The sequence below is a fragment of the uncultured Clostridium sp. genome, assembly GCF_947039605.1.
Lineage (GTDB): Bacteria > Bacillota > Clostridia > Clostridiales > Clostridiaceae > Sarcina.
Genome location: NZ_CAMQZG010000005.1, coordinates 1 through 18,419, shown reverse-complemented (window position 1 = coordinate 18,419; position 18,419 = coordinate 1). Strand labels below are relative to the sequence as shown.

Genomic DNA, 18,419 nt, shown 5'->3' with positions numbered 1-18,419 from the left:
ATATATTTATGTATAATATATAAGGTATAAAATTTATATACCTCTTATTTTTGGCTGAATTAGTCAAAATTTTAACTAATGATAAATCAAAGGAGTGATCTATTTTGGGTTTCTACAAAAAACTCACGAATTTTAATAAGATATTTTTTATAATCTTCTTATTAATAGATATACTACTTTTTATTGTCCCCTCTATTCAAACAGGCTCAATAGAAAGTTTATTTACCCCACTTTCACTTATTACATTTACATGTAGTGTTAGTGGTATTCTTATGGCTATTTATAATTCTGAGGCAACGCTCCATTTCTTTATATGGGGTCTTGTTAATACGACAACATATGTTGTTATCACATATTTTCAAAGTTTATACGGACAAGTTATAGTAACTTTATTTGCTATAATTCCAGTTCAAATCTTTGGACTATACATATGGACTAAAAATGCTAAAGAAAATCAAGGTGAAACAATAAAAATCCAAAGATTCAATAAAAAACTTTGGATTAATCATATATTATTTATGGTAATTGGAACTATACTTTATTGTATCTTCCTATATAAATTACCCAATATCCTTCACTCACTATTTGGAATAACTATCCCTGGTGATAAACAATTCATATTAGATTCTATAAATGCCATTGCTACGCTACTTGCTATGTATACAGGTGCACAAAGATATGTTGAGCAATGGTATTTTTGGATGCTTGCAAACACTACAGGAATTATAATTTTTATAATTTCAGCAGTCACTACTGGGACTTTATCTATTGATTCACTATCAACTGCTATTATGTGGCTTCAACTTGAAATTAATTGTTTCTATGGATATGTTCAATGGCAAAAAATAATTAAACGTCAATAGTATCGCTTAATTTTGTAATCTTATTTTAATTGAGTTTTTATTTTTTTTACGGTATGATTTCTATTGATAGATAACGATATTTAACAATTAACAGAAGATTAAATGTTTGAAAAACATAGATTTAAGGAGTTTATAAATGAAGAAACTTATAGTGATACTTATTGTAATTCCACTTTTAGCACTTATAGGATATACAGCTTATGTTTATGAGCAAGCTCATTCAATAACTGGTAGTGTTAGTGTAATTAACAATTCACAAAATGAACAAGCAAAAGAGAACTACATACCAAGACTACCAACTCCTCAGGAATTCCCTGAACAACCAGTTAGCTCTGTGCCTGCTGCAGTTAAGCCATATCTTGGAACTTGGGTTGTTACTTCTTCAGTAGCTGGACAAGTTGAATGGCCTGCAATTGGCTCTGCTACTTATGGTGTTGGAAAACTTATTACAATAGAACCAAATTATTTTAATAATGATTCACAGATGTTTCCACAATCTATGAAAAATCCTCAGTATTCTGTGATTTATCCAGATGCTCATGATTTCCAAATCAGCTTCCCTTATATAGCTGATAGAGGTGGTGCTGGTGGACTTGGTTTATATGATGGTGTTGAAACTCTTGTAGTAAACGACCATGGTATAACACCAAACCCATCTCCTGAATATAATTTTGCCACTATATATTTAATGGGTGGAGGAATCATTGTAGATTCAAATGGTATGTTCTTTAGATGTGTTAGACAAAAAGCAAAATAATTTATAAAAAAGTAGCTAGTGTGATTAATTCGCACTAGCTACTTTTTCTATATTCATTCCCATAGCTTTGTTTATTTCTTCTTCTATTGCAATAAAATACTCTTTATTATTTTCAAATATATCTTTCCTTACAACTATAACTTCACCTATTTCGAAATTTAGAATTATATTTTCTCCACAAACTCTAATATCCTCTAAATCTTTAAAGCTATAATATTCTTCTATAGCATTTGTAATATTATATATCCCTGTTTGGAATATGTATAATGTTCTTCCTTGAATTCTTCTATTTTGTGCAATAAAACTAATTCTATTTTTTCTCGTAATTATTGCTACAAGAATTCCTGCTATAACACCACTAGATATAATACCTAGCATCTCTACCTTACTTTTAACCCCAATTGCTAAAACTATTCCTAGTTGAGAAAATATAAAAATAACATATGCTATTATTACTTTATCAAACTTTTTTATAAACTCTAAAACATCTGAAAATTTTCCATTCATAACAGCACTTAGATTATTATTCCAATTTTCTTGTACCTTTAATGCTTTATCAAATGAAATTTTCTTTTTTCCTTCTTCAAATATTTCATTTGCTTCAACCATCGATGATTTTTTTATAAATTCTTGAACATTCTCTTTTGTAAGGGTATTTGCATCATCTATAATTGCACAAGTCGATCTATCTTTTAACTGAAGTATTACAGTATCATAAATATAATCTTTAACTCTCCCCCCTTGAAGATTATATCTTACAAAAGATTTCCCAACTCTTTCTTCTGCATAAAAATTTTCAGTATCAAAAATTATTTCTGCCTCTAAATTTTCTTCATCCTTACTTTTAAATTCATCAAATTCTTTATTTTTTATAATACTTATCCCTTTTGTAGAAAATACTATTTGAACTATAAAACTAAGACCTAAAACTGTTACTGTATTCCCAAAGTTAAATGTTATACCATTTATACCACTTGCTACATACATTCCAAGTATAACTATTAATGTTATGCTTGATATAAATGATACTTTTCTAGTAAATGCTGCTGCTACTATTGATTGCCATCCCTTATCAATCAATTTACGTTTTTTTCTTAAAAACTTATTAACTCCAACCTTCATGAAAGTTTCCCCTCTTTTCTCACTCTATTATTGCTATCTTAACTTATATATATTAACTAAGTATTTAATAGTTATAAATTTATAGTAAAAATATTATTCTACTTCTTCACCAATATCACTTGCTATCTTCTTCCATACATCTTTTGGCTTATCTTTTTCAAGTTTTTTATACTTATTCCCAGGTATTGAAGTATCAAACTGGAATATATGTGCATAAGGTGAATTTTCATATAAATACTCTTTATCTGTATCATATGGTTCTAATGCTATATTCCCACTTATCATATTTGTACAAATCTCCACAACTTTTGAATTTACATAATCACGCAGAATATCAAATTGCTTTTGACTTATCATCTTATCATTTTTAGCAAAACTACCATTCTTATTTATCTTAGCTGGTATCACAAGAGATGATTGCCCCTCTTCAAATTCTGTATCCATTGACCTAACTACTTTTGCATCATCTATTAAAAGCCCATCAAATCTAAGTTCCTCTAATATCTTTTTCTCTATTTCTTCATCGCTAAGTTGTGCCTTACTTTTTATTGTTGGGTCATTTAATCTAAAGTAGAACATAGCACCCGGCATAGCTTGTTTTTCTATAATCTTTTCTGAGTTTTTAAGTAACACATCAAGATACACTAAAAGCTGAATTTGAAGTCCACTATAAAGTCTATTCATATCAAACTCTTTTTTACCTGTTTTATAATCTACTACTCTAATATATGTCTGCCCCTCAAGGTCTAGAGTATCAATTCTATCAACTCTTCCTATAAGACTTATAGACTCTCCTGTTGGAAGGTCTATTTTAATCGGGTCATTTCCATACCCAAAGGCAAATTCATTACTGAATATCTCAAAATTACTTCTTCTCATTTGTTCTGCTATAGTCATAACAGACCTTGTTAGAATCTTTTTATATCTTTCTGTGAGATACTTAAATCTATTTGAACTACTAAGTATAGAAGTATCATTTTCATTAATTTTATCATTAACTAAATCATTAACCATACCTCTACATTCTTTTTTGCTAAGTTCTGACCATCTAATATTTTTCCTTCTAATATTAGTAGTAAAATCATCTAAAACTTCATGCATAAAACTCCCAAGGTCAGGTGCAGAGAAATCATAAAGCTTTCTATCTTTAGCTTTTAATCCATACTCTATAAAATAAGCAAATGGACACTGTGCATACCTTTCAAGTTTTGATACAGAAAATTGTAATCTTCCATCTTCTGTACTGTATAATTTTTTAGCCATTTCTTTTGAAATAGTGTTTTCTATATTTGAATATTTAAGCCCACTAACAACATTTGAAAGTTTAGTACTCCACTCTTCCTTATCATTAAAGTATTTAAATACTTCATCCCAATGTGCACCAGCCTCTTTATAATCAAAATCTCTTCTAATAGCACCTATAAGTTCATTAAATGTTGGTGACTTTGCAGTAATATCATAAAACTCATCTCTAGCTTTCACAAGATTAAATCCATTACTCTCTTCTTTAAGTCTTGGGAATAACTTTTTAATTCTATGAGTTATTATTGAAGGTCTCATTGCCTTCCCCTCAAAATCTGCTAAAGGATATGTTATAACAAGATATTCTCTAGCTATTGTAAGTGCTGTGTAAACCATAAATTGTTCTTCAAAGACTTGCGTCCTAGTATCTGCTGCAAGTTCCATTCCAAGGTCCTTAAGCATATTTCTATCTCTATCTGATAAAATACCTTCCTCCATACTTGCAGAAGGTAGAACACCATCATTAGTCCCTAATATATAAATAGCTTTTGCACCTCTACTCTTAATTCTTGTAATATCACCTATATTAACTTGATCTAAAGCAACTGGCACAACTCCCATCTCATACTTAGAGAATCCAACACTTAATATTTTTATAAATTCTTTTTTATCTACCTTTTCATCCCCAAGTACATCAACTGCCTGTTCTAAAACTTCCATAAGAATATCTAAAATTTGTGAGTATTCCTTAACCTTACTTTGCATCCCAAGTTCTTCAAACTCTTTAATTTTAGATTCCACATTATAAAGAACCTTAGTATCTTGTAAGAACTCATAAAGATACATAGCATAATTTTTCAAAGTATTTTTCTTGCTACACTTTTCTTCAAGGATTCTAAGCGGCTCTTCAACCCACGCTTTTATATCATTAATAGTATTTAAATAAACTTTATTTTCCTCAGTCAGATTCTCTTCCTTCTTAAAACTATTAACACTAAAATACGTCCACTCTTCAAAGTTCCACTTAGCACCCTTTATTCCATAAGCTAAAACATAATTCTCAAGCATATCAATATGCTCTCTTTCCATTCCAAGAAGTCCACTTTTAAGGTATCTAAACACACTCTCATAAGACCAGTTTTTTGTTAAAATATCAAATGCTGCTGTAATTAAAATAACCAAAGGATTACTTGCTACATCAATTTTTTTATCTATATAATAAGGTATTTTATAATCTTCAAATATAACAGAAGTAACCTTCTCATACCCCTCAACATTTCTACATATAACAGAAATATCTTTATATCTATATCCCTCATCCCTTACAAGTCTTAAAATATCCTTTGCTACAAAATCAACTTCATCATAACTATTATTAGCCCTATAAAGTCTAATATCATCTACCTTTCCCTCATATGATTTAAGTGGATATCCATAAATATTTTTTTCTAAATGTGCTAAAACTTCATTTTCTTTAAATCTACTTGGCACATCAGAATTTATACTATGAAATCCTTCAAAAGCAATATTATGTTCTTCTATTACCTTTAAAATTCTTCTCTCCGTTCTCTTTGTAACGTTATAAACATCACTCTCAACTAAATCAGTTGTAGTTTCTCCATCATCCATAGAAAGAGTTATATTAACCCTACTACCTTGCTTCATAAGTTCAACTATAATATCCATCTGCTGTGGAGTAAATGTTGTAAACTCATCAATCCAAATTTCTGCGCCCTCATACATTTTGCTTTGTGATAATTTTTCTACTAAAAGCCCAAGTTCATCTTCACCATCTATATAAGCCCTATGAAGTCTTTCATTAAAATTCCTAAAAATTTTCTCTAAATCAGCAAGTTTAGATACAAGTTCCTTATCATCTAAAGTTTCCATCATTTGAAGAAGTACATTCTCATCTACGTTATACTTTTTAAACTCAGTTACAAGAGTTGATATAACATCAATAAATCCTTCTTTTTTAGCTGCAACTCCAAAAACTTTCATTTCTGAAATAACATCATCAAGCACCTTATGTATTAGCATACTTTTAGCAGCATCCTTAATAGTCTTTTTAGTAAGACCACCTTCTTTATTAAACACTCTATTTGCAAGTCTTCTAAAACTTAAAACCTCAGCATTTAAAACGCAACTTTCTCCTATCTCACTAAGCATTCTATTCTCTGTTTCAAAAGTAAATTGCTCTGGAACTATAAGAATTAATTTGTTGTCCTCTTTTTTATTTATCTTATTTCTAATCTCTTCTATACAAAATGAACTTTTTCCAACTCCAGCCCTACCATATATAATTCTTAAAGACATATTTTCACCTCTACACTATATTCTTTATCTATATTTAAAAATCTATTTTCCACAATAAAAACAAGTTTTCCACAGGTAACCCCTAAAATAAAAAGTTATCCACAATTTAATACTATTGGTGTGCAAAACTTACATTAATCTCTTTTTACATTATTAACTAATAATATAATTCTAACACTTTATCTTCTTCTATAAAAAGAAAAAGGACTAGGAAAACAAATTCCTAGTCCAACAAATAATTATATTTTACTATATAGTTTTATTCTACAATATATATTTAACCTAATTTATTATACTAATATAAATGTGTGTGATATTTATAAATGACAATAAATATATTAAAACTCCTACTATATTTATAATTATAAACCCTGTATCAACTACAGTGTCAAGACTTTATTTTATTAACCTTGGAGTTGCTAACAATTCTTTTTTTACTGCCAAAACTCCATTTTCAATAGATTTTATAGTCCATTTTACAAGTGTTATTGTTCCATTCTTTATTTCAATACATGTCACCGCATAAGGAAGGACTGCTGCACCAATATTATAATACTGCACCCCATCATTGCTTGGAAAAATAGTATTGTGAGTATGTCCTATAATTACTGACATTTTATTTTTCTCTGACCATGCTCCTATCCTTTTATCAACAGTCTCTCTAATATTATCTGACTTAGCAGGACTTAAAACTTCCCTAAAAGAAAGTACTCCATTTAAAAAGCTCCAAACATATCTAACTAAAAATTTAGAAACACAAGCAAATTCATAACTTACATAATCAAGTTGGTGTCCATGAAAAACTAAAAATTCTTTTTTCCCTTCAATATTAAGCAATAACCCTTCATGTATTTCTAAATCAGAATAAAAATCTTTTAAAAATATATTTTTACCTTTTAAAATTTTCTTTTTAAACTTAACTTTTGATTTCTCATCATCATGATTTCCATAAATCATATGAAAACGACCTTTTTGTTTAAATGCAGAAAAAAGCTTATATTCATCCTCATGTGCAATATAAATATCATTTATATTTTTAAACTTCCAAAGTTCATCTCCATCTCCTGCCTCAATATAGGTAAATCCTTCATTATAATAATGTCTAAGCGCTGTTATATAAATATTAGTATTAGGATATAAAGAATCTCGAAAACTACCATCCCCCCTATGACAATCACTAAAGATTACAACCCTATCTGAATTTTTAATATTTAAAACTTTCACACTCTCTTTTAAATTATTAATTCTATCCTTTCTTTTCACTAAAATTACCCCTTAAATATTAACTTATATACTATGATTATTTATTCAATATGCATTTTATTATTCAAATTCATCTCTTTGTATATTCTTCTTATAAATATACTTGTAATATTATATAAAGAGGATTTATAGTTATGAAATTCACATTTTATTAATTTTTTGTTTAAAAACTTTTCAAATTTGATGAAATATATTATAATAGATATATAAACAATTTAAATAAGCAAATGAAAAACATGTATAAATATTTATTTATACTGAATAAATATACGAAAGGGGAAATCTTATTTTAAACTAAGAAAATATCTTAAACTTAAAATAAGAAGTGATACTATGCAAGATTCATCAAAAGAAATGTTATCGGAAGAAAAAGCTGACAAATATAAAATATCGTTTTTAAGTTTTGTTGGAATTATCTTTATAACTGTTTACGGATTACAAAATGCCCAACAAATTTACTATCAAATGGGCTATGCAGCAATTACATATGTTATAATCGCAGCTATATTATACTTTATTCCATATTCATTCATAGTTGCTGAAATGAGTTCAGCATTCAAAGATAGAAGTGGAGGAATATTTTCATGGATGTCCGAAACAGTTGGACAAGGCTTTAGTTTAGTTGGAACATTTATCTGGTATGGAGCTTTCGTAGTATTATGGTTCTCTGCAACAGTTATTACAGTTAACTTATCTGTTGCTATTTATGGTAAAGATACTACTTCAACTTGGCATATGGGACATTTATTTAATTCTCCAGAGACTATAGCAATTATTGCTGCAGTTTATATGATTATTATATCGTTCCTATCAACAAGAGGTCTTAAAAAAATGACTCTTTTATCTAATATATCAATTATAAGTGTTATAATTTCTCATATTGTAGTACTTGGTGGAGGTTTACTAGTATTCGCTCTATCAGGATTTAAATTTGCACAAGGGTTTAATCCTCATCACGTAGAGAATTACTTCTATGGACCTAATCCCGCCTATGCTTCATTACTTCCAGCAATAGCATTTATGGTATTTACTATTTTTGTTTTTGCAGGTATGGAAAACAGTGCTGGATTTGTAGATAAAGTTAAAAATGCTAAAAAGAATGTACCAAAAGCAATTATACTTTCAACAGCAATAATAACAGTTTTATATATATCAATTATTATTATTACTGGTATGGTTTGTAACTGGGGTGCAACTTTTGGTGGGGACAAGGTTAACCTTGGAAACTATTCAATTTATATAATACAACAACAATTTTACAGACTAGGTACTTTATTGGGATTATCAGGAGCTACTTCAATCCAAGTAGGAATGTGGGTTAACAGAATTCTTAACATTCTAACATTAGTTGGTTTAGCAGGTATGCCACTTAGAATATATAGCCCTATCAAACACATGATAGAAGGATTACCAAAAGGTGTTCTTCCTGAAAAAATTACAGCGTCTAACAAACATGGAATGCCATCAATGGCAATTCTTATTCAAACAGTTATAGTTGTAGCCTTTATTTTACTTCTTGGATTTGGTGGTAATTCAGTATCATCATTATTCAATAAAATAACTCTAATGTCATACATTGCAGGGACTGTGCCAATATCATTTATTATATTTGCATATATCAAATTCAAAATGAATGACTCGATTGTTAAAGAATATCAATTCTTTAGTAAGAAATGGGGGATTATTGTTGGAATTATCTGTTTTATAGCAGTAACTTTCACAAATATATTCTCAATAATTCAACCAGCACTTAGTGGAAACTGGGAAAATACTTTTTGGGTAGCTATGGGACCTGTATTATTTGGTGGAATTGGATTATTCCTTTACTTAAGATATAAACGTAGATTAAAGCAAGGAAAAATTAAACTATAAAAAAAGCTTGTCCGTATGGACAAGCTTTTTTTATCTATTTCTCATATAAAATTCTATTTTAATTTTGCATAAAAATACACATGTCCTTCACCCATGAATATATAATTTAGTATTTCTATCTATTTTTTATATGTTAATATTCTTTTAATGCTAAAATATTTTTCACCAAAAAGCTTTTTTAACTATTTTCATAAAAAAATAGCAGCTAAATCTTCAAAGATCTAACTGCTATATTATATGAAATTTACGAATCAACTTATTCTATCTGTTTATCTCAAAATAATCAAGATTTATATAAAAAAAAACCTAGTTTAAAAACTAGGTTTTTTTGGCGGAAAATCAGGGATTTGAACCCTGGCGCCAGTTGCCCGACCTACACCCTTAGCAGGGGCGCCTCTTCAGCCACTTGAGTAATTCTCCACGCTGTTTGTTTATATAAAATATATAAATGGTAGAGAGAGTGGGATTTGAACCCACGGTACGCGTAAACGTACGCCGGTTTTCAAGACCGGTGCCTTAAGCCAGCTCGACCATCTCTCCAAGCTACATTTATTATTATAGCAACTTCATTATACAAAGTCAATACTTTCTAAAAAGTTTTTTTCAATATTTTTCTTTTAGAATAAAACACTAATAAACTAATTAGCATTTTTAAATCTATTTAATTAATTGCTCTATTGGTCCTAATACTAAAAATAAAATCAATACAATTACACTCAAACTCAAACCTATCAAAGATGAAAACATCACTTTAACGCTTTCTCCATGTTTTTTCATAGCTACAAGCGAAGCTATAATACCTAATATACCAAAGAAAAAACCTGATATAAAAGTAAGTAATGCACCTGCAACGCTAAGTCCCCCAAATAAATAAGCCATTGTTACTGATTTTGGTCTATTTTTCTTTTCCACTAATATTCTACCCCATTTCATCTTTAGTTAAATATTTTAATCTATACCTTTATTATAATATAAACTTCTATATAAAAGAAATTATATCTCTATATTTTCAATCTCATTATTTTTGGGTATAAAAAAAGAACTTAGTGAAAACTAAGTTCTTATGGTAGAGAGAGTGGGATTTGAACCCACGGTACGCGTAAACGTACGCCGGTTTTCAAGACCGGTGCCTTAAGCCAGCTCGACCATCTCTCCAGGCTACATAAGTTATTATACTAGCCTTATATAACTTTGTCAATATTTTTTATTATTCTTTTTTTATTTATCATATCCTTTACTCTACTTATATATAATTAATTTCTGTCAGAACTTAGTAATCATTAAATTAATAAAACGCTTTATAATAAAACTTAAGAGGTGATTATTTTGAAAATAAAAATTTCAGATGAATTAAGAGAAAAAACAAATCCAATACTTCTAAGTATTGAAGCTACGGTTAAAGTTAAAGAAGGTAATGATGCACTTTGGAATGAAATTAATTCTAAAATTAAAGAAATTACAGAAAATATTACTCCTTCAGATATTCTAAAAATTAAAAATATTGATTCTTCAAGAACGGCTTATAAGAAACTTGGAAAAGACCCCAGTAGATATAGACTTTCTTCAGAGTCACTTTTAAAAAGAATAGTGAAAGGAAATGGTTTATATAAAGTTAATAATGTTGTTGATATAAACAATTTAATTTCATTAACTACATCTTGCCCTGTTGGAATTTATGACTTATCAAAAACAGAAGGTGATATAATTTTAACTATTGGTAAAGAAGGAGAGGTTTATGAAGGAATTGGTAGAGGCGAAATAAAAATTGAGCATATGCCTACTTTTGCAGATTCAATTGGAAACTTTGGAACTACTACATCAGACTCAATAAGAGCAATGATAACAGAAGATACACATCATATTGTTATGAACCTTGTTTCTTTTTCTGGTGAAGATGAACTCTTAGAATTTAGCAAGCTTGCTAAAAGACTTTTAGCTCAATATGCTGATGCAGAAATATTAAGTGAAACAATAAATAGATAAATTTAATATTATAAAAAAAGAGCGAGTGCTATGTGCACTCGCTCTAAAAAAATTATTTTTCTAATCTTTCACATCTCATATATGATTTTAGAACTTCTGGAAGTTCTACTGAACCATCTTCTTGTTGGTAGTTTTCTAAAAGTGCAGCAAGTGCTCTTCCAATAGCAACTCCTGAACCATTTAATGTGTGTATGAATTGAGGTTTATCCCCTGGAGTTTCTCTATACTTAATATTACCTCTCATAGCTTGGAATGACTCAAAGTTTGAGCAGCTTGAAATCTCAACATATTTGTTGTAACTTGGCATCCAAACTTCTATGTCATATTTAAGTGCAGCAGTAAATCCTAAATCACCTTTGCATATTCTAACTATTCTATATGGAAGTCCAAGACCTTGTAATACTGACTCAGCATCAGCAACAAGCTTATCTAACTCCTCATAACTTTGCTCTGGCTTACAAAACTTAAGTAACTCAACTTTATTAAATTGGTGTTGTCTAACAAGTCCTCTAGTATCTCTACCAGCTGAACCTGCTTCTGCTCTAAAACAAGCGCTATAAGCAACATGTTTTATAGGAAGGTCTGCACCAGCTAAAGTTTCATTTCTATACATATTAGTTACAGGAACCTCAGCAGTTGGAATTAAGAAATATCCATTATCAACTATAAAAGCATCATCCTCAAACTTAGGTAATTGACCTGTAGCAGTCATACTTTCTCTATTAACCATGTAAGGAGGAAGTATTTCTGTATATCCATTATCAAATGTGTGAGTATCAACAAAATAACTAATTAATGATCTCTCAAGTCTAGCTCCATTACCTTTATATATTGTAAATCTTGAACCAGCTATTTTACTACCTCTTTCAAAATCTAATATATTTAAACCTGTTCCTAAATCCCAGTGAGCTTTAGGCTCAAAACTAAACTTAGTAGGCTCTCCCCAAGTTTTAATCTCAACATTATCCTCATCAGTTTCACCTTCTGGAACTGCTGGATTTGGTATATTAGGAATTCTTAACATAATATATTGAATTTTTTCATTTATATCTGAAAGCTTAACATCAAATGCTTTTATTGTCTCTCCAATTTCTTTCATTTCTGCCATTACAGGAACAACATCTTCTCCAGCTTTTTTTCTCTTAGGTATCTCAGCTGATACTTTGTTTCTCTCATTTTTTAAAGCCTCAACCTTAACTAAAATTTCTCTTCTCTCTTCATCAAGTTTAATTACTTCATCAATAGTTGCTAAATCAAAACTTTCTCCTCTATTAGTAAGAGCTGCTTTAATTTCTTCTGGATTCTGTCTGATTTTTTTTAAATCTAACATAATAATCTCCTTCCAAATTTACATATTTTTAAGATAAATCTACTAACAATATTATAAAAAAACTATTTTTGGGCGTAAAAAAGGAGTCTTCTATCCCCTTATAAAGGGACGAAAGACTCCGCGTTGCCACCCTAATTGATAAATTGTAATGCATAACAACTTATCCACTTTATCACTTTAACGATTAGTACCGTACTGCTTAAATTCACAGTCCCTCACAGGTGGATTCATAAGTATTTTAAATTAGTTCTCACCAACCACTAACTCTCTGAAGTTAAAATAACTTATTACTAGCCCATTCATAGGTTTATTGTAATATTGCTTTTGTGTTAATTATATTAATCTATCACTTTAATGTCAATAATTTCTTTACTAATCTTTAGGTATGCTCCTAGTACAAATTATATCTACCCCTGTATTTAAAATGTTTTTACAAACAACATCTCCAATAACAGTTGGAACACTCATATAAAGTCTTCCTAAAACCTTAGAAAATTCAATCCAAATTGCTATATCAACTGGCTTGCTGCTTTTTACAGAAACAACATTATGTTTTTGTGAACCTCTAAGTCTTATAACACTTGTAAAAATATCCTTAGCCATCTTAATCTCCTTTAAATTTCATCAAACTCTTTAATTCTAGATGCTAGTAAATTAGAGTTTTTAGAATCCTCAACTATTTCAGTTGGTTTCTTATCAAGTTCTCTAGCTAATATATCAATAATCTTACTAATACAATTAGCCCCATGACATCTGCCAAAAGTAGCCCCTGTTCTTCTTTTAACACCCTCAAGTGTTCTAGCACCAAGAGGTCTTCTAATACAGTCTATAACCTCACCTTCAGTTATAAGATTACACATACAAATTACCTTACCATATTTCTTATCAACTGAAACAAGCTCATTTCTTTGCTTATTATCTAAACTTCTAAATCTATAAAACTCTCTTCTCTTATCAATAAAGTTATTACTCTTAGAACACCCTAAATTCTCAACAACACTCTCACTAACAAGACTTGCAATTGCAGGTGCAATAGTAACCTCAGCATAATGCTTCCCAGTTATTTTTATATAACCTTTATTAATCTCATTATCATCAATAATAATAATATCTTTATGATGCTCATCATAAAAAACATTATTAACATTACTATTATTTATACTCGGCAAAATTGCCTTAGCTTTTCTAAGGGACTTATAAAAACCTAAAGTCTTCTCAGAATTAATTCCTATAATTCTCTCACCACTTGGGCTAGGTATATGAGTCATATAATTATTCTCATCATCAATTTTTACAATTAAATTAGAATAAGGTGCCTCACTACAATTATCAAGTAAAAGATAATATGTTTTAAGCTTCTCACTCTCTGATACTTCTCCACTCTCTTCATTAACATATAAATCACCAGGAATTGTATTAACAACAAACTTACAAGTAAATTTATTCTTATTAGTCGTAACTCTAAAACCACTTACAAGTCTTTGAATCTCATTAACCTTTTCTTCAAGTCTAAACCTAACACCATTCTCAAAAGCAACTTCTCCATAGGCTATAGCAAGCTCATAAGGATTTATAACAGCTGTATTTTCACTATACAAAGCCCTCTTAACTTCACCATGAAAATTAGGTTCAATTTCTGCTACCGCATCTGCATCTAAAAGTTTAACCCCTTCAAAATTTCTTTTCTTTGCTCTATTATATATCTTATTTAAGATTTTTTCCCCATCTTCATCATCTGCAATTCTAAGAGTAGGTCTATTAGTTATCGGAAGATTAAACTTCTTACTAACTTCCTTAATAAGTTTATTTCCCATGCTCTCTAAAGTGCTCATAAGATCATTCTTACACTCAGAACCATCATAAACTATATCAGCATTAACAAATGAAATATCATCTGCTACATCAAAATCTTTTTCTATCAAAGCTATATTAAGATTGTACTTTGATAACTCATAAGCAATAGCACAACCTGTTATTCCTCCACCTAAAATTAAAACATCATAATCCATTTTTTCTCACTCCTAATTACTCAAAATGTAATTAAATTTCTCTCTTGATTATATCACATAAGTAAATTTTTTTTATAATCAAATAAGTAAATTATCCCCCCCCCCCAAAAGAAAAGTAGGTATCCAAACTGAATACCTACCCTATACTTATATTAAATTATAAAACTACAAACTACTCATTTCCAGATAAATTATTAAGCATATCACCAAGCTTATTTATAAGCTCACCATATTTTGCCCAATCCCCACTTTTTTGTGCCTCAATAGCCTCATTAAATAAGTTTGCAGCCTCACCAAAGCTCTCTCCACCTGATTCAGGATCTATTTTATCTCCTTCCTCTGGTTTCTCACCCTCTGGATTCTTTTCTTCGTCCTTACCACTATAATCAAATAATTTTTCTAACGCTTTTTCTACATTTTCTTCTATAACAATTTTATCACCATTAGATAAAACAACTCTCTTCATCTCAGGAATCCCATTCGCAGCCTCAGCCTTCAAATAAATAGTATTCATATATAAAAGAGAATCTTCAATAGGAAGAATTACAACATCTCCATAAACAACCTCAGAACCTTTTCCAGCCCATAAACTTATTTCCTTAGAAATATCCGGATCTTGCATCATTCTATTCTTAAATAAATCTGGACTATAAACAGCTCTTTGTTGTGGGAACTTATACATAATAAGGTCACCATAGCTATCTCCATCCATTCTTGCTCCAAGTAATGAAACCATATTTTGCTTTCCTTTCATATTAAAATACTCAAAAAGCATCATCTCTAGATTTTCCTCACCATGAAGTCTACTCATAAGATATAAAAGTTCAACTTCCTTACTTGTATTTTCCTGCCCATCTCCAGCTGAAACTTCCTCACCAATTTTTCTACCAGAAACATCCCACAAATCTTCTTGTGTAAAAAGTTTCATAGCATCATTAACGTGATACTTAGCTAAAACCTCAGTCTGTAAATTAAACATATCTTGTGGATATCTAAAATGTGACTGAATTTCTTTTGGCATTTCAGACATTGGCTTAAACAGTCCCTCAAATATTTTTGAATAAGTTTTTATAATAGGGTCACCCTCATCAGTAACATAGAAATTTATATCACCACTATAAGCATCAACAGTTATTTTAACAGAATTTCTAATATAATTTATATCTTTATAAGGTTCAGAGAATGGATACTTATTAGAAGTTGTATAAGCATCTATAACCCAAACTATTCTATCTTCATAAACAACTGGATATGGATCACTATCATAAGTTAAAAATGGAGCAATTTTCTTCGCTCTATCTAAAATATTTCTATTAATTAAAATTCTACTATCATCATTTATAGCACCAGAAAAAATCATCTTTGGCTGACTATAAGCAATTGCAAAAGCAAGCTTATTTAATTGGTTCATAGGAATTCCTGCATCACCATCATATTTAAACTCATTTTCTGTTTCTCCATCTGGATAATCAAACTCAATAATATCAGTATTAACAATAGAATAATCGTTAGTGCTTTCCCCAAAATAAATTCTTGGATTATCAACTTTAAGATCTGTTGTATTAGTTGTAGGTATATCTCTCATAACAAAAGAAGGTTGTCCCTCTTTAGTCACTTGATTAACCTCACTCATAGCAAGTCCATATCCATGCGTATACCTTAAATGTTTATTCTGCCAAATATCCATCCCCGAAGTATCAATCTCTCTAGGAGCAATAAATACCTGACTATACTCACCATCAATTTCATATCTATCAGTATCAACATCATTAAATGTATAATAGTTTTTTATAAGCTGAACTTGCTTATAAAAATTAAGTACAGGTTCTGCTGAATTCACCTTTAAATTATCAATAATATCTGAATTAGCTTCTAACTTTTCAGAATTCAAATCATTAGTAGGATTAAATTCTTTAACCTCAATATTATCAATACCATAAGCAAACTTAGTTGCATCAATATTATATTCAATATAAGGTTTTTCAAACTCAAGTTCATTTGATTTAACAATAACTTGTTGAACAAAAGCAGCAACTATAGGTTGTAAAACTACAAGTCCAAAAATCGAAATTCCAGCTCCTATAATAAGCTTAACTTTCTTTTTAGCAATACCAATAGCTATCATAATAGCACCAATAATTGATGCAACACTTATTACTCTATAAAATAATAAAGTTACCTTCACATCTGTATAGCTTGCTCCATAAGCAATTCCCCTAGGACTATAAACTAAATCAAATCCCTTAATAATATATCCAATAGAAAAAAGCAACATAGCCATAGCAGCTATAACCGCAAGTTGTTTTCCTGCAAATTTAAGTATTCCTTCACCTCTAGAATTTAAATGTATCACTCTATTAGTATTTCCTGTATCAGCCTGTAAACTAGTAGCCATATAAACTAAAAATGTTATTGCTACCATAACAATAAGAACAGTAAATAATGATTGATACATTGAATCTATTATTGGTAACTTAAACATATAAAATGATATATCTAAACTAAAAATTGGATCCTTCATCCCAAAACTTTGCGCATTAATAAACTCAAGAATTTCTCTCCAGTTTGTAAATGCAACTACAATACCTAATCCTAGTGAAAATAATAAATTCCCAACACTAGTAATAACTCGATAAACTTTCAACTTATTAACTCCTACTATAGCTAAAATAGTAGTTTTCATACTTTTAAAGTAAATAAACAAAGCTATAAAAGAAACTAAAAATATTGGTACAACTAAAAATGCCGAAGCTATAAATTTTGTCATAAAAACATCAAAATATCCAACCTCTTTAAACCACTGAACATCAATAAAGAATCCTACTGACATAACCCCTATAGCAATTATAGCTAAAAATACTCCCAGTACTATCTTTAACCACTTACTAAACACTAATTTTTTAATCACGGAAATCCCCCTTATTTAATTTTTAAAATAACTATTCAATTTAATAAATTATTAAACCTTTATACTCTATTTTATGATTCAACTATTCATCTATTCATCTGAATACTTACTTATATATAAATTAATTCCTATCATCACAAATATTTAAATATACTAAATATTTATTTTTACTTCTAGATATCTGATCTACACTCATATGATGTTTTTCAACTGCTTCTAAAAATTCATCTGAATAAGAATTAAACTTACTTTCCCTTAATATTTCTACTCCCTTTATAGGATGATTATAATATAAATTCATACGTTTAAACTTACTATATTTCTTAAGATTTCCCTTACTAATCTTTTTTACAATAACAAATATAGATTTATCTATAGGTCCAAACTTTAATCCTTGCTTACCAACATCATGCAACAACCCTAATTTAGCTAATTTTTCTACATCAATAGTTGAATTCCCCTTATATAATTCAACTAAATCTAGCGAAACTCGCAAACAATGAAATTGTTCTGACTTTATTAAAGAATAAAATAAATTTTGTTCCTCTTTATTTAAAATATTATTTATATATTCAGTATCTATTTCTTTTAAATTAGCACTTATTGCCCAAAAAAATTGTTTTATTCTATATAACATCTTATACCCTCTTTATTATAAAAATATAAAAAAAAGCCTATGACTACGTCATAGACTTGAATTTTGGTGGAGATAATGAGATTCGAACTCATGACCCCCTGCGTGCAAGGCAGGTGC

Annotated in this window: 13 protein-coding genes, 3 tRNA genes and 1 other annotated feature; of the genes, 4 read left to right on the top strand and 12 right to left on the bottom strand. The window is 29.3% G+C overall.

Annotated elements, in window-relative coordinates; translation table 11 throughout:
- The first annotated feature begins 104 nt into the window (after window positions 1-104).
- Window positions 105-863, top strand: a complete 759-nt coding sequence (pnuC, locus tag Q0V24_RS03035; RefSeq protein ID WP_297518629.1) for a nicotinamide riboside transporter PnuC — start codon at window positions 105-107, stop codon at window positions 861-863.
- Window positions 864-999: 136 nt separating this feature from the next.
- Complete coding sequence (locus tag Q0V24_RS03030; protein ID WP_297518627.1) at window positions 1,000-1,620, top strand: hypothetical protein; 621 nt, start codon at window positions 1,000-1,002, stop codon at window positions 1,618-1,620.
- Between the two features lie 24 nt (window positions 1,621-1,644).
- Here the strand turns inward: Q0V24_RS03030 and Q0V24_RS03025 are convergent, their stop codons facing one another.
- The 3 genes from Q0V24_RS03025 to Q0V24_RS03015 all read right to left on the bottom strand — a co-directional run bounded on the left by Q0V24_RS03025 (window position 1,645) and on the right by Q0V24_RS03015 (window position 7,563).
- Entirely contained in the window at window positions 1,645-2,742 is a 1,098-nt protein-coding gene (locus Q0V24_RS03025) for a hypothetical protein (protein WP_297518625.1), read from the bottom strand.
- Window positions 2,743-2,835: 93 nt separating this feature from the next.
- Complete coding sequence (gene addB, locus Q0V24_RS03020; RefSeq protein ID WP_297518623.1) at window positions 2,836-6,300, bottom strand: helicase-exonuclease AddAB subunit AddB; 3,465 nt, start codon at window positions 6,298-6,300, stop codon at window positions 2,836-2,838.
- A gap of 396 nt (window positions 6,301-6,696) precedes the next feature.
- Window positions 6,697-7,563: a metallophosphoesterase gene (locus Q0V24_RS03015; RefSeq protein WP_297518621.1), complete on the bottom strand. Its 867-nt coding sequence runs from the start codon at window positions 7,561-7,563 to the stop codon at window positions 6,697-6,699.
- A gap of 333 nt (window positions 7,564-7,896) precedes the next feature.
- Here Q0V24_RS03015 and yjeM point away from each other — a divergent pair, with 333 nt between their 5' ends.
- Window positions 7,897-9,435 carry a glutamate/gamma-aminobutyrate family transporter YjeM gene (gene yjeM / locus Q0V24_RS03010; protein WP_297518619.1) on the top strand — a complete coding sequence of 513 codons (1,539 nt, stop codon included), beginning with the start codon at window positions 7,897-7,899 and terminating at the stop codon, window positions 9,433-9,435.
- A 329-nt stretch (window positions 9,436-9,764) separates the two neighbouring features.
- Here yjeM and Q0V24_RS03005 read toward each other — a convergent pair.
- The 4 genes from Q0V24_RS03005 to Q0V24_RS02990 all read right to left on the bottom strand — a co-directional run bounded on the left by Q0V24_RS03005 (window position 9,765) and on the right by Q0V24_RS02990 (window position 10,590).
- Window positions 9,765-9,855, bottom strand: a tRNA-Ser gene (locus Q0V24_RS03005).
- A gap of 29 nt (window positions 9,856-9,884) precedes the next feature.
- Window positions 9,885-9,975: transfer RNA gene (locus Q0V24_RS03000), tRNA-Ser, on the bottom strand.
- Between the two features lie 117 nt (window positions 9,976-10,092).
- Window positions 10,093-10,347 (bottom strand): hypothetical protein, encoded by a 255-nt coding sequence (locus Q0V24_RS02995; protein ID WP_297518617.1) that lies wholly within the window; start codon window positions 10,345-10,347, stop codon window positions 10,093-10,095.
- Window positions 10,348-10,499: 152 nt separating this feature from the next.
- A tRNA-Ser gene (locus Q0V24_RS02990) sits at window positions 10,500-10,590 on the bottom strand.
- Between the two features lie 162 nt (window positions 10,591-10,752).
- On the opposite strand from Q0V24_RS02990, the gene Q0V24_RS02985 reads away from it, so the two are divergent.
- Complete coding sequence (locus Q0V24_RS02985; RefSeq protein WP_297518615.1) at window positions 10,753-11,418, top strand: phenylalanine--tRNA ligase beta subunit-related protein; 666 nt, start codon at window positions 10,753-10,755, stop codon at window positions 11,416-11,418.
- Between the two features lie 52 nt (window positions 11,419-11,470).
- Here Q0V24_RS02985 and serS read toward each other — a convergent pair whose 3' ends face one another.
- The 5 genes from serS to Q0V24_RS02960 all read right to left on the bottom strand — a co-directional run bounded on the left by serS (window position 11,471) and on the right by Q0V24_RS02960 (window position 18,302).
- Complete coding sequence (gene serS, locus Q0V24_RS02980; protein ID WP_297518613.1) at window positions 11,471-12,748, bottom strand: serine--tRNA ligase; 1,278 nt, start codon at window positions 12,746-12,748, stop codon at window positions 11,471-11,473.
- Window positions 12,749-12,849: 101 nt separating this feature from the next.
- Window positions 12,850-13,060, bottom strand: a binding site (T-box leader).
- A gap of 60 nt (window positions 13,061-13,120) precedes the next feature.
- Window positions 13,121-13,351, bottom strand: coding sequence for a DUF1667 domain-containing protein (locus Q0V24_RS02975; protein ID WP_297518611.1), 231 nt, complete (start codon window positions 13,349-13,351; stop codon window positions 13,121-13,123).
- An 11-nt stretch (window positions 13,352-13,362) separates the two neighbouring features.
- Window positions 13,363-14,757: an FAD-dependent oxidoreductase gene (locus Q0V24_RS02970; protein WP_297518609.1), complete on the bottom strand. Its 1,395-nt coding sequence runs from the start codon at window positions 14,755-14,757 to the stop codon at window positions 13,363-13,365.
- A 172-nt stretch (window positions 14,758-14,929) separates the two neighbouring features.
- On the bottom strand, window positions 14,930-17,665 hold the full coding sequence (locus Q0V24_RS02965) for a UPF0182 family protein (RefSeq protein ID WP_297518608.1): 2,736 nt from the start codon (window positions 17,663-17,665) through the stop codon (window positions 14,930-14,932).
- 121 nt (window positions 17,666-17,786) lie between these two features.
- Window positions 17,787-18,302, bottom strand: a complete 516-nt coding sequence (locus Q0V24_RS02960) for an HD domain-containing protein (protein WP_297518606.1) — start codon at window positions 18,300-18,302, stop codon at window positions 17,787-17,789.
- Between the last annotated feature and the right edge of the window lie 117 nt (window positions 18,303-18,419).